Source organism: Pseudofrankia sp. EUN1h (assembly GCF_001854645.1).
In the GTDB taxonomy this organism is placed as follows: Bacteria; Actinomycetota; Actinomycetes; order Frankiales; family Frankiaceae; genus Pseudofrankia; species Pseudofrankia saprophytica.
The window spans coordinates 94,011-113,994 of the sequence record NZ_MBLN01000049.1 but is presented as its reverse complement, the minus strand read 5'-3'; the positions used below and the strand labels follow the sequence as shown (position 1 = coordinate 113,994).

16 protein-coding genes and 1 riboswitch are annotated in these 19,984 nt (G+C 75.0%); of the genes, 14 read left to right on the top strand and 2 right to left on the bottom strand.

Annotation, left to right across the window (positions count from 1 at the left end):
* Positions 1–253: 253 nt before the first annotated feature.
* A complete protein-coding gene (locus BCD49_RS15325; protein ID WP_007516478.1) occupies positions 254–736 on the bottom strand; it encodes a hypothetical protein in 483 nt (160 codons plus the stop codon).
* A 413-nt stretch (positions 737–1,149) separates the two neighbouring features.
* Between BCD49_RS15325 and BCD49_RS15320 the strand changes: the two genes are divergently transcribed.
* From BCD49_RS15320 to BCD49_RS15265, 12 genes are all read left to right on the top strand, one after another.
* Positions 1,150–2,511 carry a class F sortase gene (locus BCD49_RS15320; protein WP_007516476.1) on the top strand — a complete coding sequence of 454 codons (1,362 nt, stop codon included), beginning with the start codon at positions 1,150–1,152 and terminating at the stop codon, positions 2,509–2,511.
* 622 nt (positions 2,512–3,133) lie between these two features.
* A riboswitch (cyclic di-AMP (ydaO/yuaA leader) is annotated at positions 3,134–3,329 on the top strand.
* 3 nt (positions 3,330–3,332) lie between these two features.
* Positions 3,333–4,415, top strand: a complete 1,083-nt coding sequence (locus BCD49_RS15315; RefSeq protein ID WP_027140714.1) for a C40 family peptidase — start codon at positions 3,333–3,335, stop codon at positions 4,413–4,415.
* Between the two features lie 299 nt (positions 4,416–4,714).
* Positions 4,715–5,338, top strand: coding sequence for a CDP-alcohol phosphatidyltransferase family protein (locus BCD49_RS15310; protein ID WP_007516472.1), 624 nt, complete (start codon positions 4,715–4,717; stop codon positions 5,336–5,338).
* An 11-nt stretch (positions 5,339–5,349) separates the two neighbouring features.
* On the top strand, positions 5,350–7,854 hold the full coding sequence (locus BCD49_RS15305) for a mannose-1-phosphate guanyltransferase (RefSeq protein ID WP_007516470.1): 2,505 nt from the start codon (positions 5,350–5,352) through the stop codon (positions 7,852–7,854).
* A 251-nt stretch (positions 7,855–8,105) separates the two neighbouring features.
* On the top strand, positions 8,106–9,068 hold the full coding sequence (locus BCD49_RS45855; protein WP_269799830.1) for a DUF881 domain-containing protein: 963 nt from the start codon (positions 8,106–8,108) through the stop codon (positions 9,066–9,068).
* A 199-nt stretch (positions 9,069–9,267) separates the two neighbouring features.
* Complete coding sequence (locus BCD49_RS42225) at positions 9,268–9,612, top strand: small basic family protein (RefSeq protein ID WP_027140716.1); 345 nt, start codon at positions 9,268–9,270, stop codon at positions 9,610–9,612.
* Between the two features lie 2 nt (positions 9,613–9,614).
* Positions 9,615–10,316 (top strand): DUF881 domain-containing protein, encoded by a 702-nt coding sequence (locus tag BCD49_RS15290; protein ID WP_232794075.1) that lies wholly within the window; start codon positions 9,615–9,617, stop codon positions 10,314–10,316.
* 54 nt (positions 10,317–10,370) lie between these two features.
* Complete coding sequence (gene gcvH, locus BCD49_RS15285; protein ID WP_007520271.1) at positions 10,371–10,766, top strand: glycine cleavage system protein GcvH; 396 nt, start codon at positions 10,371–10,373, stop codon at positions 10,764–10,766.
* Between the two features lie 596 nt (positions 10,767–11,362).
* Complete coding sequence (locus BCD49_RS15280) at positions 11,363–11,911, top strand: FHA domain-containing protein (protein ID WP_007520273.1); 549 nt, start codon at positions 11,363–11,365, stop codon at positions 11,909–11,911.
* 16 nt (positions 11,912–11,927) lie between these two features.
* Positions 11,928–12,779: a transcriptional regulator FtsR gene (ftsR, locus tag BCD49_RS15275; RefSeq protein WP_007520275.1), complete on the top strand. Its 852-nt coding sequence runs from the start codon at positions 11,928–11,930 to the stop codon at positions 12,777–12,779.
* 237 nt (positions 12,780–13,016) lie between these two features.
* Positions 13,017–13,502 carry a bifunctional nuclease family protein gene (locus BCD49_RS15270; RefSeq protein WP_007520277.1) on the top strand — a complete coding sequence of 162 codons (486 nt, stop codon included), beginning with the start codon at positions 13,017–13,019 and terminating at the stop codon, positions 13,500–13,502.
* Between the two features lie 664 nt (positions 13,503–14,166).
* The gene (locus BCD49_RS15265) at positions 14,167–14,706 is read left to right on the top strand and encodes a MerR family transcriptional regulator (RefSeq protein ID WP_071041607.1); all 540 of its coding nucleotides are present in this window, start codon (positions 14,167–14,169) and stop codon (positions 14,704–14,706) included.
* Between the two features lie 91 nt (positions 14,707–14,797).
* Here BCD49_RS15265 and BCD49_RS15260 read toward each other — a convergent pair whose 3' ends face one another.
* The gene (locus tag BCD49_RS15260) at positions 14,798–15,310 is read right to left on the bottom strand and encodes a phosphatase domain-containing protein (RefSeq protein WP_007520281.1); all 513 of its coding nucleotides are present in this window, start codon (positions 15,308–15,310) and stop codon (positions 14,798–14,800) included.
* A 403-nt stretch (positions 15,311–15,713) separates the two neighbouring features.
* Between BCD49_RS15260 and BCD49_RS15255 the strand changes: the two genes are divergently transcribed.
* Together BCD49_RS15255 and BCD49_RS15250 are read left to right on the top strand one after the other, a co-directional pair.
* Entirely contained in the window at positions 15,714–18,656 is a 2,943-nt protein-coding gene (locus BCD49_RS15255; RefSeq protein WP_083401468.1) for an FtsK/SpoIIIE domain-containing protein, read from the top strand.
* Complete coding sequence (locus tag BCD49_RS15250) at positions 18,649–19,980, top strand: hypothetical protein (protein WP_007520047.1); 1,332 nt, start codon at positions 18,649–18,651, stop codon at positions 19,978–19,980. The genes BCD49_RS15255 and BCD49_RS15250 overlap by 8 nt, the downstream gene beginning before the upstream one ends.
* Positions 19,981–19,984: the final 4 nt, after the last annotated feature.

Sequence of the window (19,984 nt, the reverse complement as noted above, 5' to 3'; positions counted from 1 at the left end):
GGGGGCCCGTGGAGCCCGGCGGTTCGGGTCCGTGGCGGTGGGCGCCCCGACAAGGTCGGGGCGCCCACCGACGGTGGTCACCGTGGGCCGCGCGGTACCGGTCCGGCCAGGCGGAGTGGGCGTTCGCCAGGCCGGAACCGGCGCGCGCGGCGGTCTGTCCCGCGGCGGTCCGGACCACTAGGGCCGGATCGGCCGGGACAGCCGACGTCTACCGTCGGGCGGCGCCTCAGCGGGGCCGCTGTGGACGGCTGGGTCAGATGGTGCCCTGGTTGCGGCGACGGTTCGCGACGCCGACGGTCAGCAGGATGGCGCCAAGGCCGGCGCCGGCCAGCGGGAGGACGGGGGTGGAGTTGGCGGCCATGCCGCCGCCACCCGCGGCGACGCCGCCGGCGCCAGCGCCGCCGCCGCCCCCGACTCCCACCCCGACGACCCCGACGCCGACCGCGCAGCGGTCCCTGTCCTTGTCGTCAAGGATGCCGTCCTTGAACCAGTCGTCATCCTTGTCCCTGTCGCCAAGGATGCCGCCGTCCTTCCCGTCCTTGCCGTCTTTCCCGTCCCTCCCGATGCAGTCCCTGTTGTCCTTGTCCTTGTCGTTCAGGATTCCGTTGTCCTTCTTATCGCCGTTGCCGTCGTCCAAGGCCTGCGCGATCCCGAGGCCGGGCCCACCGATAGTGAGGATGAGGCTCGCGGCGCCGGACAATCCCAGCAAGGCCGCACTACGTCCCAGGCCCTTCATCAGGTCCCCTCTCTCGCAGATTGTGACCGTCACATGACTGCGAGCGCCACCATAGCTACTCCGTGGCCGAATCCTGAGCAGCCCGCATGGGCGTGGTGGGTCTCAGGTGACTGGTCCCCAGAATGAACGCGAGGTTCGGGCCGCTGGCGGTAGTTGCCTGCGGCGCCGGGGTCCGTCACGTTCCCGCCGGTTTACTCCGAAGCATTTCTCGCGATCCCGGCCGGCTTCTCCGGAATTCGGGACCACGGCGTTGGCCCAGATTGTCGCCCCCGGGCCGGCTGTCCCATTTTCCGGTAGCGTCCGGCGCGCCGTTGATTCACATCCGGATACGGCGTCAGTAGCACGGAGAACCGGCTTCGGCGCCTTAGCATCCCGGCCGTCGGGTTCCGGTCGTGCGGGAGGGTGCGGGCGTCGTGGGCGGTGCGTCAAAGCGCGGCGGACGGTCAGCTGGTTCGCGGACGGTCGCGGCGGGCGGTACGCCCGGACGGGCAGGTCTCCAGCCAGCTGGCCGCGGCGCGAGGCGCGAGCCGGCGGCCGGCTCCGGGCTTCCGCCGAACCAGCGGAACCAGCCGAACCAGCGCGTCTCCGCGGGCGAGGGCGGGCGGGCGGGGGCACCCGGCACCGCGCGCGGCCGGCAGGAACCCGCCGTCGGCCGCGCGGACGGGCTGGAGTCGCTCGAGGGCCCGGCCGAGCCCGCCCGCCTGGGCCCGGCCGGGCCCAGGCCAACCGTTCGTGCCGGCCGCCGTGGCGGCTCCTCGCCCGCCGCGCCGTTCGCGGGGCCCACCGCCGCGCCGGCCACCGGGCCGCCGGCGGGGCCTTCGGGCCGTTCCGGGCGCAGGGCCAGGCTGACCTGGCCGCTGGTGATGGCCGGGCTGGCGCTGGTGGTTCTCAGCGGGTACCGGCTGGCCGCGCCCGAGTTGTCGGCTGTCGAGGCGCCGGCGGCGGGCCGGGTGCTGCCGGCCCCGGTCGTCGCGACGAGCGGCGCGACGGTCTCCGGGCCGCCGCCGGCCACGGCGAGTCCGGTGCCGATGGTTGCGCCGCCGGTGGTGGCCGACCCGGTGCGGCTGCGGATCCCGGCGATCGCGGTGGACGCGCCCGTCGTCGGCCTCGGGCTGACCCCGCAGGGTGCCATCGACGTGCCGACCCAGTGGGGCGATGTGGGCTGGTACGACCCGGGAGTCGCCCCGGGCGCGGTGGGCCCGGCGGTGCTCGTCGGCCACTACGACTCGAAGAAGGGGCCGGCCGTCTTCTACCGGCTGCGCAGTCTGCTGCCGGGGGACCAGATGACCGTCGTCGGCGGTTCCGGGGCGAGCGTCACGTTCGTCGTCGACCGGGCGGAGACCGTGTCCAAGGCGACGTTCCCGACGCAGCGGGTCTACGGCCCGGTCACCCGCCCGGAGATCCGGATCATCACCTGCGACGGCGGCTTCGACGAGCACACGCACCACTATCTGGACAACCTCGTCGTGTACGGCCACGCCATCCCCACGCCGGTCGCCCCACCCGCGCCGGTCGCCCCACCCGCCCAGGGTTCCCCGGCCGCGCCGCTCGGTGTCGCTCCCGCGGCCGTGCCGCCGCCCACGGGCGTCCCGTCGGCCGCGTCGCCCCCTGGGGGCCCGCCCACGCCGCCAGCGACCACCTCCGCGGCCGTGGCGCCCACCGCGTCCACGAGCGCGGCGGGCGGATCCCCGCCGGCCGGGACGGCGCTGCCCCCGCCGGCCTCGTCCGCGTCCGTCGGGCCGTCCGCCGCCGTCACGCCGCGCCCATCCGGCTGACGGCGCCGCCCCCGCCGCGCCTCCTTCGTTCTTCGCCGGCCTGTCCGCCGTCCGCGTCGGTCGTCCGCTGCCTGTCCGCCGGTGTCGGGCTGATCGTGATGCCGCGGTCGCGGCGGCCGGTCGCACCGGTAGACAAGATAGTCAACGCTGTTGACGCGCCGACCCCGGCTTGGTGATCTTCGTCGGGCGGCGGCTCTTTGGTGTAGGGCGTGTGGGGAAGAGCCTGCCCCCACGGGGTGATCGCGGGGTGTGGCGATGTCGCGGCGGCGCACGTCTGTTTCGCCCCGCTCGCCCGCTAGGGACTTTGGTCTCTAGCGCGCATCGGGACTAAAGTCCCGGCGGCCCTGGGCTGGGCGTCGCCTGATGGTCGATTTCTCTCAGTCGACGCAACGAGACATCAACCACTGCGCCCGCGCTGGCGTGGAGTCGCCGGTCTTCGCGCCGTGCCGACRCCGGTTACTCCTGGCCAGGGYGCATGTGCAGAACAGACCGGAACGAGGTGGACATCTCATCGAAACGCGCGGCCGGGTGTCCAATTGTTGTGTTTATGGTGGTTGGAGGCCCCGCTGGGGGATCGACTATGGTCAGCGGTGCAACATTCTTCACCTAAGGCAACAAACCGCCAGGCCAAACGCCGAGTCCTGCCCCTGGTCTGACGTCCCCTCCGACACGCCGGGGCAGGAGCGGGGGACCCAACGTCCACCGGGCAACGCCGACATTCGGCCGCGCCCTCGGGGTGAAGCGGCCGCAAGGCGGCCGGGCAGCGTGAACCCTGCCCGAACCCGACAGCTGACCTCGCAGGCGTCAGGGAAGGACGCGCGTTGTCCCGTCGTGGCATGGCCTGGCTCCCGGACGACTGGGACGAGCTGGTGCGCGGTCGGCATCGCACGGACGGCGCTCCCAGCGGGGCCCGCCGGCGCAACGGCAACCAGCCCCGCCGGGTCAGCACGATCGCCGCGTTCACGACCGGCACGCTCGCCGTGTCCACCGCCGCGTTCGCCGCGACGGTCCCGTCCCAGGATTCGCCCTCGACGGTCGACACGAACCCGCAGAGCAACAGCACCACCTACGAGGCGAGTGCCCTGGGCGCGGCGCTCGGGGGCGGGGACGGCGAGGGCGGCTCCGGCGGCCTGGGCAGCGCCCTGGCCGGAGGTTCCGGCTCCGGCGGTCTCGCCGGGGCGCTGGCCGACTCCGGCCCGGTCTTCACGAACCTGGCGCTCACCGCGGACCACACCACCGTCCAGCCCAACGCCCCGGTCGTACTGACCGTCAAGGCGACGGAGGCGCTCGACGGCTCGCCGCTGGCCCGCCAGAAGGTGAAGATCGTCGTGGTGGACGGGCCGAAGTGGCAGGCCACCACCACTCTCACCACCGACGACCAGGGCCAGGCGAGCATCACCGCCCGGCTGCTGTCGACCACCACGCTCACCGCCGTGTTCGACGGCGGCAGCTCGCTGCGGCCCTCGGTGGCCGGCGCGACCACGATCACGATCCAGCAGCGCAGGGCCTCGGACTACCTCGACACGGGCGTCCCGTCCGTCATCCCGGGCAGCTCCATCGGCGAGAAGGCCGTCTACCTCGCCTCGCTGCAGAAGGGCAAGCCGTACGTCTACGGCTCCGAGGGCCCGTACTCGTTCGACTGCTCCGGCCTCGTCCAGTACGTCTTCAAGCAGCTGGGCCGCAACCTGCCGCGGACCGCCGAGGCGCAGTACTGGGCCACGTCGCACGTCGCCCAGTCGGGCAAGCAGCCCGGCGACCTGATCTTCTACGGCAGCCCGGGCAACATCTACCACGTCGGCATCTACGCCGGTAACGGCTACATGTGGGCCGCTCCGCAGACCGGTGGTGTGGTTTCCCTGCGCCCGATCTACAGCTCGACGTACCTCGTCGGCCGGGTCATGTGACGAAGGTGCGGCAGGCGCTCCGGGCCTGGCCGCGCCGCCGTCCGCCGGACGACTCGACCCCGGTCCGCCTGGACCGGGGTTCTTCATGTTCCGTTTCCGTCGGCGGCCAGGCCCGCCCCTCGTCCGCCCTCGCCGCGCTCAGGCGCATGGTCATCGACTAGCGTCTTGCTTTCAGGGGATGCGCCGGTCCTGAAGGCCGCGCCGCGGTACGCGCGTGCCCGACCCGGGCAGGACGTTTCCGCGTCGCCAAGTGCCCGTAATCTTGCTGGCAGGCCGCCGCTGAGGGGAGGAAATGCCGCATGACGAGCGCCGCCGCCCCCAGCGACCGGATCTGGACGATCCCGAACCTGCTGTCAGCGCTGCGCCTGCTCGGCGTACCCGTCTTCCTGTGGCTCGTGCTCGGCCCGCACGCCGACTGGGTGGCGCTGGGCATCCTGGTCTTCGCCGGCATCAGCGACTATCTCGACGGCCGGCTCGCGCGGGCCCTGGGTCAGACCAGCCGCCTCGGCATCCTGCTCGACCCACTCGCCGACCGGCTCTACATCCTCGCCACCATCGTCGCCCTCGCCGTCCGGGGGATCATTCCCTGGTGGCTGTTCGCGGCGATCGTCGGCCGCGACGTGTTCATCACCCTGCTGCTCATCCCGATGCGCCGGCTGGGCCTGGGTACCGCGCTGCCGGTGCACTACCTGGGCAAGGCGGCCACCTTCAACCTGCTCTACGCGTTCCCGCTGCTGCTGCTCTCCGACGGCCACGGGGCGGTGTCGACCGTGGTCCGCCCGCTCGGCTGGGCGTTCGCGATCTGGGGGGTGGCGCTGTACTGGTGGGCCGGGCTGCTCTACGCCTTCCAGGTCGCCGGTATCGCGCGGGCCCGCCGGCAGGCCGCCCGGGGGCGGCCGGCCCCGGCGGGGGGCTCGCCGTGAGAGCCGTGGTGATGGCTGGCGGGGAGGGCACCCGGCTGCGGCCGCTGACCGCGAACGCGCCCAAGCCGCTGCTCCCGGTCGTCAACCGGCCGATCATGGAGCACGTCCTTCGGCTGCTCAAGCGGCACGGCTTCGACGAGACGGTGGTGACCGTCCAGTTCCTCGCCGCCATGGTGCGCACCTACTTCGGCGACGGCGACGAGCTCGGCATGCACCTGTCGTACGCCACCGAGTCGACGCCGCTGGGGACGGCGGGCAGCGTCAAGAACGCCGAGGCGGCGCTGCGCGACGAGCAGTTCCTGGTGATCAGTGGCGACGCGCTGACCGACATCGACCTGACCGAGCTCGTCGCCGAGCACCGCAAGAACGGCGCCCTGGTCACCGTCGCCCTCAAGTCGGTGCCCAACCCACTGGAGTTCGGCATCGTCATCGCCGGTGAGGACGGCCGGATCTCCCGTTTCCTGGAGAAGCCGACCTGGGGCCAGGTGTTCTCCGACACCGTCAACACCGGCATCTACGTCATGGAGCCAGAGGTGTTCGACCACGTCCCGGCCGGCGAGCCGGTCGACTGGTCCGCCGACGTCTTCCCCCGCCTGGTCGCCGCCGGCGCTCCCGTGTTCGGGCACGTCGTGTCCGGCTACTGGGAGGACGTCGGCACGATCGCGAGCTTCCAGCGTGTCCAGGCCGACGTGCTCAACCAGCAGGTCGACGTCGAGATCGGCGGGTTCGAGGTGTCACCCGGGGTGTGGGTCGGCGAGGACGCCGACGTCCATCCGGACGCGGTGCTCAAGGGACCGCTCGTCGTCGGCGACTACTCCAAGGTCGAGGCCGGCGCGGAGCTGCGCGAGTTCACCGTCGTCGGCAGCAACGTCGTCATCAAGCAGGGTGCCTTCCTGCATCGCGCGATCGTCGGCGACAACGCGCTCATCGGCCCCCGGACCAACCTGCGCGGCTGCGTCATCGGGAAGGGCACCGACGTGCGCCGTGCCGCCCGGGTCGAGGAGGGCGCCGTCGTCGCCGAGGCCTGCGTCGTGGAGGAGGAGGCGTTCATCTCCCACGACGTACGGGTGTACCCGTACAAGACGATCGAGGCCGGCGCCGTCGTCAACACCTCGGTCATCTGGGAGTCACGCGGTCAGCGGTCGCTGTTCGGCCCCCGCGGCGTCTCCGGCCTGATCAACGCCGAGATCACCCCGGAGCTGGCCGTCCGGCTCGCCGCCGCATACGCGACCACGCTGCGCAAGGGCGCGACCGTCACCACCGCCCGCGACGGCTCCCGGGCCGCCCGGGCGCTCAAGCGTGCGGTGATCAGCGCGCTCACCACCAGCGCGATCAACGTCCGTGACCTGGAGGTCGCGGCGATGCCGGTCGCCCGGTTCGACGTGCGCACCTCCGACGCGGCCGGCGGGATCATGCTGCGCACCACCGAGGGCGACCCCGAGCGCATCGACATCGTCTTCCTCGACGCCGACGGGGACGACCTGTCGCCCGCCATGCAGCGCAAGGTGGACCGGGTGTTCTCCCGCCAGGAGTTCCGCCGCGCCTTCGCCGGCGAGATCGGTGACCTGCGGCTGCCGGCGCGCACCGCCGACCGCTACACCCAGGACCTGCTCGACCAGGTCGACACCTCCGGCGTCACCGAGGCCGACCTGAAGGTCGTCCTGGACCCGTCGGGTGGCGCCGCCTCGCTGGTGCTCCCGACCCTGCTCGGCCGGCTCGGCGTCGACGTGCTGACCGTCAACAACCGCCTCGACGACACCGTCACCACCCACTCCGAGGCGCAGCGCCGCCGGGCCGTCGAGCGGCTCGGCGAGCTGGTGGCGAGCTCGCGGGCGGCCTTCGGGGTCCGCTTCGACCAGGTGGGGGAGCGGATCACCATCGTCGACGAGCGGGGCGACCTGATCGACGACGACCGGGCGCTGCTGGTCTTCCTCGACCTGGTCGCCGCCGAGAACCGGGGCATGGAGGTGGCCGTGCCGGTGACGACGACGCTCGTCGCCGACCAGGTCACCCAGTTCCACGGGCTGACGGTGCGGCGAACCTCGCTGTCGGCCGCCGACCTGCCCCGGGTGGCGCGGGACCCGCGGGTGGTGTTCGCCGCCGACGGGCGGGGCGGGTTCGTCGTGCCCGAGTTCGGCGCGGCGCTCGACGGGCTGGCGGCGTTCGTCCGGCTGCTCTCGCTGGTGGCGCGGACCCGGCTGACCCTGTCCGCGATCGACGCGCGGATCCCGCCGGTCGCGGTCGTGCGCCGCGCGGTGCCGACGCCGTGGGCGGCCAAGGGGACCGTGATGCGTCGGGTGGTCGAGTCGGTCGACGTGGCCGCCGGACACGTCATCGACACGACTGACGGGGTGCGGGTGGTACGCCCGGACGGGGCGTGGGTGCTGGTGCTGCCCGACCCGGCCGAGGCGGTCACGCACCTGTGGGCAGAGGCCGGGGACCGGGACGAGGCCCGCGCCCTGCTGCGCCGCTGGGCCGCCGTCGTCGAGGCCTCCCCGCCGATTCCCTTCGGCTAGTTCCGGAGGCGGAGGTTCGGCCTGGTTCCGGCTCGGGGGAGGAATCGACGCTGACCCCGGCAGTCGGGCTGGCGTGGCGCGCGGGGTCTTGGTTGGTGGTGGCTGATGGTCGGGGGAGGAATCGCCGGGCCTCGGCGGTCGGGCTGGCGTTGGTGTGGCGAGGGCCCCGGCGGTGAGAGCGCCGACACGGCGGGGCGCCGGGGCGGGTGCGCTGCGCGCCAGGGGCTTCGGTGTCAGTGAGAATGCCCGGTGTGCGCGCGCCCGGATCCACTCTGACCCCCGGACCGGGCGGCCGGGCCCGCGAGAACCTCCCAGCGTCTCCGGGCCTTCGGGGGTTGTCCCCGCTCGCCGCCGTGGCGGCGGGCGCGCTGGACCCGGCATACCGCGCCGCGGCCGCCGCGCGCCGGGCCGAGGCCGCCGCCCCAGCCGGGGCCGGCCGCGCTTCCGGCGCTTTCCGCGCTTCTGGCCTGGCCCGCGCCGCCGCGGTCCGCCGCCGGCCGGCGCGGCTGGCCACCGTCGCGCTGGCCGCCACCGTCGGGCTGCTGCTGGCCGGCGCGGCCGGCACGTGGCGCGCCGGGGACGCCTCCAGGGAGCACGTCGACGCGGCACTGGCCGTCGAGCGGGACCTGCGTGCGGCTGACGTCGTCACGCTGACCGGCCGGGCGCGGACGCTGAGCGCCGACGTCGACGCGGCCAGGGCCGCGCTCGCCCTGGCCGAGGGGGAGCAGCGCGCCGTCGCCTCGGCGCTCGGAGTGCTCGAGCCCGCGGCGGCCGCCCGCCCCGCCAACGGCCCCGGCCTGCGCGTCGAGATCGTCGACGCCACGCCGGGCCAGCCCGGTACCGGGCCGGCGGGCGAGGGCGGCGCCGGGCGGCTCACCGACCGCGACCTGGCCGAGCTCGTCAACGCCCTGTGGAGCGGCCACGCCAGCGCGATCGCCGTCGGCGGGGTGCGACTGGCGCCGACCAGCGCGATCCGCACCGCGGGACAGGCGATCCTCGTCGGCTTCCAGCCGGTCGCTTCGCCGTACCGCATCGATGCCGTCGGCGACCCGGCACGGCTGCTCGCGGCCCTCCTCGGCTCGGACACCGGGCGCCGGCTCGCCGCAGGCCACCTGACCGGCGCCCGGCTGCGCGCCACGACCACGATGCGCGACCTCACCGTGCCCGCCGCGCTGGTGACGCCGCCCAGACTCGCGAGGAGGCAGAGCCAGTGATGGCGCCGTGACCCGCCCCGACGCACCGGACCTGCCGGATACCCCCGAGGACGAGACCCCCAAGCACGGCGCTCCCGAGGATGACGTTCCTGACGGAGCGCTGCCGCCGGGCGCCGGGCGAGCCGGCGGGGCAGGCGGCGACGTCGGCGACGCCGGTGGGGAGGTGGCCGACGGCCCGCCTCCGGACCGCCGGTGGGCGGTGGCGGGCGGGGCGGCGCCGGCGCTGGCGCTCGTCGCGGGGCTGGTCGCCGGGTTCCTGCTGCTGCCGTCGGCGCCGGGCTGGCTCGCGCCCTACCTGCCGGTCGCCGTGGTGGCCGCGCTGGACGCCCTGGTGGGCGGGCTGCGCGCCGCCCTGGAACGGGTCTTCGACGATGTGGTCTTCGTCGCGTCGTTCCTGACGAACACGACGGTCGCCGTGCTGCTCGTGCTGGTCGGTGACCGGCTCGGCGTCGGCGGCGCGCTCACCACCGCCGTCGTCATCGTGTTCGGAATCCGGATCTTCACCAACGCCACGGCGCTGCGCCGCCACCTGTTCGGGGTGTAGCCGTGCCCGACGAAGCGCCCGTCCCGCCCGCCGAGCCGTCCGTGCCCGCGCCGCGCCCGCCCTCGCGCCCGCGGGCCGCGAGGGCCGCCGTGGCGGCGCTGCTGGCCGTGGCCGGGTTCGCGATTCCGGTGACGGTCTCGGCGGCCCGGGACACGGCGCCCGCCGGCACGGGCACGGCTCGCCTCGTCGACCAGGTCGGCGCGCTCGGCGCCGACGGCAGGCGGCTGGCCACCGAGATCGACCGGCTCGAGCGGGAACGGACCGCGCTGGCCTCCGCCACCCCGGACAGGGTGACCCTCGCCGCCGCCAGCGCCCGCGCCGACGCCCTTGCGGTGCTCGCCGGCACGGTGCCGGTCGCCGGGCCAGGCGTCGARCTGACCGTCACCGACCCTCGCGGCAACATCGGCGCCGACGTCTTCGTCGACCTTCTCCAGGAGCTGCGCGACGCGGGGGCCGAGGCGATCGAGCTGTCCGGGGTGCGCCTGGCCGCTGAGAGCTACATCGTCAACCGGCGAGGCGGCGGGCTGACCGTCGACGGAACGGCCGTGGCCGCGCCCTACACGGTGCGGGCGATCGGTGATCCGCACACCTTGGCGGAGGCGATGCGGTTCCCCGGCGGGGTGCTCGATACGGTGGCAACCCGTGAGGGCGCCACGGCGCGGGTCACCGAGCCCGGCCGGGTCGAGATCCGCGCGGTGAGGTGAGACGACGCGGCGCGACCGGGCCGCGTCGCTGGACTGGCGGGAGGGGTTGGGCTCATGGAAGGCGACTCGGTGTATCCGGAGGACCTGAAGTACTCGCGTGAGCACGAGTGGGTCCGGGTGGCCGGCGCGACGATGCGTGTCGGGATCACCTCGTACGCCCAGGAGGCGCTCGGCGACATCGTGTACGTGTCGCTGCCGGAGGTCGGGGGCCAGGTCTCGGCCGGCGAGCCGTTCGGCGAGGTGGAGTCGACCAAGAGCGTGTCGGACGTGTACGCGCCGGCGTCCGGCGAGGTGGTCGCCCGCAACGACGCGCTCGACGGCTCGCCCGAGCTGCTCAACTCCGACCCGTACGGTGACGGCTGGCTCATCGAGGTCGCGGTCGCGGACCTGTCGGCCCTCGACGAGCTGCTGGACGCCGCCGCCTACCAGGAGCACGTGAAGAGCCACTGACGCTCCCCGCCGATTCCGGTTCGGCCGGTTCCGGAGGTTCGGTCTCTTTCCGGGTCGGGGGCGGAATCGGCGGGGACCCCGGCGACCGGGCTGGCCTGGTGTGGGCGGGGTCTGGGTAGTGGTCGCGCGCCGGAGAGACCGTCGGCGCGCTGGGCCGGGTGACGGACTGTCGGATGGGCGACAGTCCGACCACACGGCGGCGCGGTGCATGCGTCCGGAGGGCCTCGGTGCGGCTGGTGGTGGCCCGGCAGCTCGTTGTGGATGATGCCGTGGCGGTCCGTAGAGGTGGCGGTACGATACTCTCGCCGCCGAGGCCCTCGACGGGCCATTTTCGGGGCGCCACGCCGGTAGCTGTTGTCGCACCCTTTTCACGAGCCTGCCCCTGATGCACTAGCCTCGGTTGCATCAGTTGGCGGTGGTGGCGCCACCCGCGGTTGGCGCGGGCGGTGACCAGGCCCGGGGTGACGTGTGTGGGGGTGGGCGGCTTGGTTCGGCGACCCCCGCGGATTGGGAAGACGACGTTCTCGCCACCAGGTCGGTGGCCCGAGCGGCCGGTGGCCCGTGCCCGCGGGCGTCGGCAGGAGGCGGACGCGACGGTGTTCTGCACGAAGTGCGGACAGCACAACCCGCCCGACGCGCTTTATTGCGCGCGGTGCGGGTCACCCCTGGTACGCCCGGGCGAGCCGGTGGCGCCTGAGCGACCGGGGGACCAGACGTCCAGCCTGAACCTGGCGACCGCCGCCCTGCACCGCGTCGACGGCGACCACTCCGACGAGGCCAACGAACGGGACGCGGTGGCCGCGGTGGACGCGCTACCGCCCGGCTCTGCGCTCCTCGTCGTCAAACGGGGCCCGAACGCGGGCAGCCGCTTCCTGCTGGACGCGGACCTGACCACGGCCGGCCGGCACCCGGAGAGCGACATCTTCCTCGACGACGTGACCGTCTCCCGCCGGCACGCGGAGTTCCTGCGCTCGCCGTACACCAAGGGCTTCACGGTCCGTGACGTCGGCAGTCTCAACGGCACCTACCTGAACCGGGAGCGGATCGACTCCGCCGACCTCACCAGCGGGGACGAGGTGCAGATCGGCAAGTTCCGGCTGGTGTTCCTGACCGGGTCCCCCTACTCGGGGGGTGGTCCGTTGTGAGGGCGGGGGGACCGCGGTGAGCGCGCGACTGTCGGCGGCGGCCGCGATCGCGGCGCCGGCTCCGGGCAGCCTCGGCCCAGGCCAGTCCCGCGTTGGCCGGCCCGGGCGCCATTCTGGCCGCCCGGTGCCCGACGCCGAGGCGGATGCCCGGCACAGCGCCAAGGTCCTCAACATCGGCGAGGTGCTTGACCGGCTGCGGGTCGACTATCCGGACATCACCCTGTCCAAGATCCGCTATCTCGAGGCCGAGGGCCTGGTCGAGCCGGCCAGGACCAGCTCGAACTACCGCAAGTACTCGGCCGCCGACGTCGCCCGGCTCGGGTACGTCCTGCACGCCCAGCGTGAGCGCTACCTGCCGCTCCGGGTGATCAAGGACGAGCTGGCGGCGATGGACCGCGGCGAGGTGCCGACCGCGCCGCCGCCAGGCCCGCGCGCGGTTCCCGCGACGCCGCCGGCGACCGGCCTGGACGTGCTGCTCGGCGCCGAGCGGGTCCGGATGTCGCGCCGCGAGCTGCTCGCCGCCAGCGGTCTCGACGAGGAGGCACTGGCCGAGCTCGAGCGGCACGGCCTGCTGCGGGCCGTCTCCGGCGGCGGTTACTACGACGCGGACGCGCTGGTCGTCGCCCGCACCGTCGGCCTGCTCGCCGCGCACGGCGTGCAGGCCCGCCATCTGCGGGCCGCCCGCGCCGCCGCCGACCGGGAGGCCGGCCTCATCGAGGCCGCCGTCGCGCCCCTGCGCGCTCCGCGTAGCGCCGGAGCCGCTCCGGACGCCGACGACCTGCCCCGCGACTCTGTCGACGAGCTCGCCCTGCTCCTGGTCCGGCTGCACGCCGCCCTCCTGCGCGCCCGCCTCGGCTCCCGCAGCTGACAGAGGCGCGACCGGCGGGGGTGGTCGCGGCCCCTTCGGGACCCATGGAACTCACGGGCGCGCTGACGGGTGGGTCGCCGCGGAGATACTGTCTCCAGAGTGGGGTTTCCGGGCCCGGCGCTGTTCAGGCTCACTGCTCTGAGGTGGATGGTCGGGGCCCAGCGGTGGGGTGGCCGTCCGGGCGAGGCGGGGTCGACGGGGTGTCTCCCGGGGTCACCCGCGCGAGGAGGTAGATCGGTGCATCGGCTGGACATCGTCGGCGTGCGAGTCGAGCTTCCTTCGAAGCAGCCGATCGTCCTGCTCAAGGAGGTCGGCGGTGAGCGGTATCTGCCGATCTGGATCGGTGCTGTCGAGGCGACGGCGATCGCCTTCGCCCAGGAGGGGATCACGACCGCGCGCCCGATGACCCACGACCTGATGCGGGACGTGCTGCGGGCGCTGCAGACGGAGCTCTCCCAGGTGACCATCACCGACCTGCAGGACGGCGTGTTCTTCGCCACCCTGCGGTTCGCCAACGGCGTCGAGGTCTCCGCCCGTCCGTCGGACGCGATCGCGCTGGCGATGCGGATGGGCGCGCCGGTCTACGGCGTCGAGGCGGTGCTCGCCGAGGCTGGGATCACCGTGCCCGAAGAGCAGGAACAGGAGCAGGAGAGCGAGCTCGAGAAGTTCCGCGAGTTCCTCGACACGATCTCCCCGGAGGACTTCAACAGCCCTGGTTCCTAGCCCGGCTGCTCCGGTTCGGAGCGGGACGTTCGTCGTCTCCGTCGTCTCCGTCGGCCCCGGCCGCGTCGATCGCGGCCGGGGCCGACGCATGTCCGGGGCCGGTTCCGCCACCGCCGTCCGGTCTGCCGGCCATCGGCGGGTGGGGGTCGACCGCGTTTGGGCGGTGCCGAGCGGATTGCTGGCGTAGTCTGAAAATCCGGTTGGGAGAAGCTTGGGCGAGGCTGAAGGCGTTGTGCGCCGCTTGCGATGGTTTGCGCGGCAGATGGTGGGCGTTTGTGGTTGGCCCGTCCGGTAGGTGAGTTCTGTCGGCTGGACGGGAGACACGCCGAACTGGATCGTTGAAGGGACGGCGCGGCGCTCCTACGGTCGGGAGGTCCGCGCCGAGCTCGGGTGCCGCCTGTCCGATTGGGGGGACCGGTCTGGCGGCCGGGACGAGGTGACCGCGCCGCGGGGGAGGCCGGGTCACTCAGGCGGTGCGCCGGCCAGGCGCGCCGAGAGCGGCCGGCGCCCGCCGAGGGCTGGCGGCCAGAGGAGGCGCGGACATGTACCTGGCCCGCCACCTTCGGCGCCGTCGCGGCGACGTCCGCCGGCCGTGTGGCCGTCCGGTTCCCACTGGAGGCACGAGTGAGAGGTCGGGGGCGTGGCGACCGGGAACGGGACGGCAATGATCGAGCAGGGTGAGCTCTTCCCGGACGAGCTGCCCGGGCCGCCCGGTGACGACGTCGGCTACCGGGGCCCGACCGCCTGCGCCGCTGCCGGCATCACCTACCGGCAGCTGGACTACTGGGCGAGGACCGGGCTGGTGGTGCCGAGCGTGCGCGGCGCGACCGGGTCCGGCAGCCAGCGCCTCTACTCGTTCCGCGACATCCTCGTTCTTCGGGTGGTGCGCAAGCTGCTCGAGGCCGGCGTGTCCCTGCAGAACATCCGCTCCGCCGCCGAGCACGTCCGCACCCGCGGCGTCGACGACCTCGCCGAGCTGACGCTCATCAGCGACGGCTCGACGGTCTACGAGTGCACCTCCGACGATCAGGTCGTCGACCTGGTCCGCGGCGGCCAGGGGGTGTTCGCGAYCGCCGTCGGCCGGGCGGTGCAGGACATGCGCGGCCAGCTCGCCTCGCTGCCCTGCGAGCGTCCCGGCCAGCCCCCGGCCAGCCACCCTGGCGACGAGCTCGCCGGCCGCCGGGCCCGCCGCAGCTCCGCCTAGAGAGCCAAAGGGCGTGCGAAAATGATCTTCCTTCGCACGCCCGGAGGCCGTGGTCCCCGGGAGCACCAAAGGGGCGGATGGGTGCGGGCGCCTAGGTGCGGCCCTCGACCTCCTGGGCGTTCTTGAGGGTGTCCTCGTAGGGCAGCCAGTCGGCGTGGACGACGGGCCAGCCGTCGTCCAGCAGGAGGGTGACCACGGCCGGGTCGTCGTCGACGACCACGGCGACGCGGCGGGTCCGCGCGAGGCGGCGCAGCTCGGCGCGCTTGAAGACCCGGGCCGAGCGGCGGTCGTTGTCGGGGCGCATCCGCAACGTCGCGATCGGCAGTCCGTGGGCGGCGAGCCAGCTTTCGGTGTCGGCGCGCGACCGCTCCGGCCGGCCGGTGAGCCACACCACGTCGTGGTCGGCGGCGAGACCCAGGACCAGTTCGACGCCCTGCGGCAGTGGGGGGTCGGCCGTCGCGGCGGCGAAGAACGCGTTCCAGTCGCCCGGGCGTTGGCGCAGGAAGCCGAGCCGGTGCCGGACGTCGGCGACCACACCGTCCACGTCGATCACCGCGACCGGCCGCTCCGCGCCCGCGTCGCCGGCCTCGCCCGCCTCGTCCACGCCCGTCCTCCTTCACAGGCCCGGCCACCGGCCCGGTGGCCCTGCCGGCACCGGGTGCCGCCGCCCGCACGCCCGTCTTGTTCGTTCCATACTGGCCGGTTGCGCCCCCGCCCCTCGGCCCCGGGGGTGCCTCGTCCCCGACGGGAGAGGTAGACGCTGGGACACGGGGAAGGGGGCGGCCGCTCGGTCACATCGCGGCGCTTTTCGATACGGTCCAGACGGCGCCGGCCGCGCTGTCCGGCAAAGGAGTCACGGCCGGAGTCCGGCAAAGGGTCACGGACGTCCGGCCTTTGTGGGCTAGCGTGAGTGTTGACGTTGGTAGCCACTATGGCGGCTGCCGTCCGAGTCGGCACCGGCGCCGCGTCGTCTACGTCACGCCATCGGCGGAGCGGGGAGGTTTGCGGTGTCGGGCAGCCGGCGGGCACGCACGCTCGCGGAGGCCGTCCAGTCCTCGCTGGCCGGGGCGCTTGCCGTCGCCGACCGGTTGGACCGGCAGGCCGACCGGCTCGCCGGCGCACCCGCGGGCGGCGCCGGGGCCGAGGGCGCAGGTGACCGGACGGGGCTCGGGGCGGTGTTCACCGAGGCGACCGAGCTGGTGTACGCGCAGGCCCGAGGTCTGGCGAGCGCGGGCTGGGGCACCTCGGCGTGGTCGGCCTTCAGCACCCCCGCCGCCGAGGGTTCCCGGGACCCGGCGGCCGGCGCCGCGGGGCGGTTCCGGCCGGGGCTGTGGCGGGTCGGGCGGGTGCTGGCGCCGGCGGGGACCCGGGCCGTGCCGTTGGCGGTGCCGCTGCTCGACGCCGGCAACCTGCGGATCACCGCTCCCCGGGCGCGGCGCGCCGAGGCGGTCGACCTGGTGCGCGGGCTGCTGACCCGGGTGCTGGCGTCGGTGCCGCCGGGGCGGGTGGAGCTCACCGTCTACGACCCGTTCGAGCTGGGTGCCGGGATCGCCGGGTTCGCGCCGCTGCGCGCGGCCGGCGTCGTCGGCCCGACGCTGACCACCCGTTCCGCGCTGGAGGCGGCGCTGGCCGACCTGTCCGGCCACGTCGGGCGGGTGACCGTCGACCGGCTCGGCGGCTCGTTCGCGACGCTGCGCGAGCGGGAGGACGCCGGGCTGCCGCGGTCCGAGCCGTGGCGGGTGCTGGTGCTGCTGGCCTGGCCGTCGCTGCCCGACGAGGCGTCCCGGTCGCTGCTGGGCCTTGCCGCGCAGGGGCCGGCGTGCGGCGTGCACGTGGTCGCGGTGACCGAGCCGGACGAGCCCGACGCGGCCCCCACCGGCCGGCCGGCCGCCGGCCCGCTGCCGAACGAGGTGGCGCTGCTCGCGGCCGCCCCCGCGCGGTGGCGCTGCTCGCTCGCGCCCGGCCTGGACTGCGCGCTCGACGCCGCGCCGCCGGCCGACGTGGTCGCCGCGGTCGCGGGCTCGGTCGCCGCGGCGGCCGCCGACGCGGCCGCCCGGGCGCCCGGGCTCGGCGCGCTGCTGCCCGACGGGCTGTGGGAGCACGACAGTGCGGCGGGGATCTCGGTGCCGGTCGGGTTCGGCGCCGACGGCCCCTGCCTGCTTGGCTTCGACGACGACACCGTGCACGGCCTGGTAGGCGGGCAGGCGGGCGCGGGTAAGTCCACCCTGCTGCTCACGATCATCTACGGGCTGGCCGCCCGCTATGGCCCGGACCAGCTGCGCATGCACCTGCTGGACTTCAAGGAGGGTCTGGAGTTCGCCCAGTTCGGGCCGCGCGAGCGGGATCCGTTCTTCCTTCCGCACGCCGAGACGGTCGGGATGGACAGCGACCGGGAATTCGGCGTCGCGGTGCTGCGCCACGTCCGCGGCGAGATGTCCCGGCGGGCGGTGGCGATGCGCGCCGCCGGTGCCCGGGACCTGCGCGGCCTGCGCGCGAACGACCGGCAGCCCTCAGCGGCCGGGGGGAGTGCGAAGGAAGGAGATTTTCGCACTCCCCCCGGCCGGGGCGCCTGGCCGCGGCTCCTCGTCGTCGTCGACGAGTTCCAGGTGATGCTCACCCCACTGGACGCCGTCGCGCGTGAGGCGATCGCGCACCTCGAAGCGATCGCCCGCCAGGGCCGCGCCTATGGCATCCACCTGTTGCTGGCCAGCCAGACGCTGTCGGGTATCGACGCGCTGGACGCGACCGCCGGCAAGCGCGGGTCGATCTTCGGCCAGTTCGCGTTGCGGGTGGCGCTGCGCACCTCGATCAGCGAGTCTCGGGTGCTGCTGTCGACGAGCAACGAGGCCGCTGGCGCGTTGTCCGGCGTCGGCCAGGCGGTCGTCAACCGGCGCAACGGGCATCCGGCCGGCAACGAGCTGATCCGGGTGGCGCGGCCCGACGTCGACACGCTCGCCGTGCTTCGCCCGCGGCTGGCGAAGGCGCTCGCCGCGACCGTCGACGAGCCGCGCCCGCCGCGGGTCTTCGTCGGCCACGCCCCCGCGCTGCTGGACGCGAACCCGGCGTTCGCCGCGCTGCGCGCCCCGGCCCCGGCACTGGGCCCGGCGGCGCCGGCCGACCCGGTGGCGCTCGTGGGTGCCCCGCTGGACCTGGCGCCCCCGGCCGTCGGGGTGCGGCTGTCGGCCCAGCCGGGCCGCAACCTCGCGGTTCTCGGCCCGCTGCGCCGGGAGGCGGTCGGCGTGCTGCAGGCCGCGGTGCGCAGCGTCGCCGCCCAGGCGGGTCCCGGCGGGCTGCGCGTCGACCTGGTCGCGGCGAGCCACGAGGCCCTCGGGGCGGTCGACGACCTGGCCGCGGTGCTGCGCGCCGCCGGGACGGCGGTGACCGTGACCGGGATGACGGGGCTCGCCGGCGTCGTCACCGAGACCGCCGCCGAGGTGGCCCGCCGCGAGGGCTCGGGACTTGCCGACGAGGCGCGTGGCGGCTACCCGCTGCGGCTGCTGGTCCTGTTCGCGGCGGACGCCGCCCGGGCGGCGCTGGAGGCGTCCAGCGGCTCCGGGCGGCGCACCGGGCTCGACGATCTGCGGCTGGTGACCCGGCGCGGCCCGTCGGTGCGCGTTCACGTGCTCGGCTGGTGGCGGGGCCCGTCGCGACTGCTCGACGACCTGGGACCCGGCCACCGTGACGACGTCGCCGCCTGGGTGGCGGTCGGGGTTCCGGGCAGCGACCTGTTCGCCCTGGCCGGGCACCGCTCGGTCGCCGCGGGGACGGCGGCGAACCGGGGGGTGCTGTTCGATCGGCACGCGCGCGCCGAGCCGCTCACCGTCGTCCCGTTTGCCCCGCTGGATGTGGGGGATGGCGACGACGCTGCCCGCGCGTTCGGCGCGGCGAAGGACCCGGCGGGCGCGTTCGGCGCGGCGGGCGAGCTAGGAGGGAGCGGGGCCAGTGGCTGACCATGACCGGATCGTCCCGTGGTTCCCCGACGTCGACCTCGACGACGCTGCCCCCGCCGCCCGTGCGCCCCGCTCGCCCGCTCGCCCGCTGGGCGCCCGCCGCCGCCCGGCCGCGGCCGACCTCGACCCGGCCGACCTCGACTACAGCCTCGCGGGCCACGGTCTCGTCGACGCCGCCGCGGCCGCCTCCATCGGCGGCGACGAGGGGCGTGGCGCGGGGGCGGGACACGCCGTGCCCACTGGAACGGGCGACCAGCCGGCCGGCGGTTCGGGAGCGCTGCTGCCGGCTCTGCCCGCGGTCCCGCGGCCGGTGGCGGCCCCCGCCGGCCCGGCGGCGTCCTACCAGGGCCAGCCCACCGGTCCGGCTGGCCCGGCCGGCTGGCCGGGCGGCGGTGGCGGGCAGGAGCTGCTCGACCCGCGGGTCGCGGCCCGCCGGTTCGCCGACCTGCTCGCCGACGAGGACCGCGCCCGCGGGGAGCGGGAGGCGCTGCTGCGGGCAGGCCAGGAGGAGGTGGGGGCCCTCGCCGAGAGCTACCGGGACGCCGCGGCCGGCATCCGTGTCCAGGTCCGCAGGGTGTGGGGGCAGGTCGCCGAGTCGCTCGCGCCGTTCGGCGTCGACGATCTGGACCAGGTGCGTGCCAGCTCACCGGCCACCGGGGCGCTTCCTGCGGCCGGGGCGCTTCCCGGCATCGGTCTCGGCGACGAGGGGGACGGCCGGCGCTCGTCATCGTCGCGGGGCGCCCGCCATGGCCTGGACCGCCGCGCCCGCCCGCCCGCGCCCCAGCCAGGCCGGCGCGGCGGCTCCGCGGGCAGCGGCATGGCGGCGACATCCGTGCCGACGGGCGGCGAGGACGAGGACGGGCGCCTGGACGTCGCCGCCGAGGTCGAGCAGGCCCGCCGGCTGTGGATGCGGGCGCTGGCCACGGCCGCGGAGCTGCGCGGCGTGCAGCGCGCCTCCTCGAGCCTGTCCGTGGGTCTGGTGACCGCGGGGACGTGCGTGCTGGTCGGCCTGCTCGCCGCCGCGGCGCGGCTGTTCCTCGACACGGACGGGCTGCCCTGCCTGGCGGCGGGGATCATCGCCGGCGCCGCGCTCGTGAGCGTGTCGACCGACGGCGGGGCGAAGGCGGCGGTGCGCTCGGCGCTGCTGTCGGCCGGGGTCGCCGGCGCGGTGGTTCTGGCGACGGCGCGGGTGGCGCCGACCGCGCCCGCGTCGATCATTTTGTCGCTCGCGTCGCTGGCCGCGGCGGTCCGGTTCGGTCTGGGTTTCGGAGCGTCGAAGCCCGAGCAGCCGGCCCCCGGCGGGGGCGCGGGGCGGCGCCGCTAGCCGA

What these genes read in the sequence shown, in the direction of transcription:
- gcvH (WP_007520271.1), top strand. Translation starts at nt 10,371, where the DNA reads ATGGAAGGCGACTCGGTGTATCCGGAGGACCTGAAGTACTCGCGTGAG.
- BCD49_RS15310 (WP_007516472.1), top strand. Translation starts at nt 4,715, where the DNA reads ATGACGAGCGCCGCCGCCCCCAGCGACCGGATCTGGACGATCCCGAAC.
- BCD49_RS15325 (WP_007516478.1), bottom strand. Translation starts at nt 736, where the DNA reads ATGAAGGGCCTGGGACGTAGTGCGGCCTTGCTGGGATTGTCCGGCGCC.
- BCD49_RS15305 (WP_007516470.1), top strand. Translation starts at nt 5,350, where the DNA reads ATGGCTGGCGGGGAGGGCACCCGGCTGCGGCCGCTGACCGCGAACGCG.